Below are 640 nucleotides of genomic sequence, written 5' to 3'. Positions count from 1 at the left end.
CGTTATGCCTAATTTTAAAAAACACGAACGACAATGAAAATCTTTCCAGAAAGTGATTACAATTTTAAAATAACTGGAAGTGAAATAGAAGCTATTGAACGTTTAAAAAGACGAACTGAATTTTCTAAAAGTTTGACTTCACAAATAACCGACAAATCCTTTCGTGGAATAATTGAAGAAAATACATTTAGAATAATCTCATCTGAAATTGGGAAAGGTGCATTTTGTGTTTTAGAAGGTAAAGTCGACAATCAAAACGGACATCTGAACATTAGTATTAATAAAGCTTTTCAAATTTTATTAAGTATTATTTTATGTCTGCCAATTGTTCTATTAATTGCCGACCTAATTTCAGAAAAAGGAAGATTTTCAATAATGACTATTCTTATTGTAATTCTAATATTCATTTTTATACGTTTCTTATTTATAGAATTAACGTTCAGAAGATTATCAAAAATCAGTATAAATAAGTTATCTGACATATTAGATATTGAACGCATAGAAAAAACTAGGCATAACCACAAATTTGTATTATAATGGCTGAACTGCTTTATGTTATTTCATCACATTTAACTAAATTTCTACGGGCAGACAAGTTTGTGCTTTTTATGCCATTACAACACAAATTCGCCAATCGTTA

At 28.0% G+C, this 640-nt stretch carries 1 protein-coding gene; it reads left to right on the top strand.

From position 1 onward, the window contains the following. Window positions 1–33: 33 nt before the first annotated feature. A complete protein-coding gene (locus A5893_RS08430; RefSeq protein ID WP_068822134.1) occupies window positions 34–537 on the top strand; it encodes a hypothetical protein in 504 nt (167 codons plus the stop codon). Window positions 538–640 lie beyond the last annotated feature (103 nt).

It is taken from the genome of Pedobacter psychrophilus (genome assembly GCF_001652725.1).
Classification (GTDB): domain Bacteria; phylum Bacteroidota; class Bacteroidia; order Sphingobacteriales; family Sphingobacteriaceae; genus Pseudopedobacter; species Pseudopedobacter psychrophilus.
The sequence above is the reverse complement of the archived record's forward strand: the minus strand, read 5'-3'. Positions and strand labels throughout refer to the sequence as shown.

Bases quoted from the DNA above. Each gene is read 5' to 3' on its own strand.
- A5893_RS08430 (WP_068822134.1), top strand. From the start codon at position 34: ATGAAAATCTTTCCAGAAAGTGATTACAATTTTAAAATAACTGGAAGT.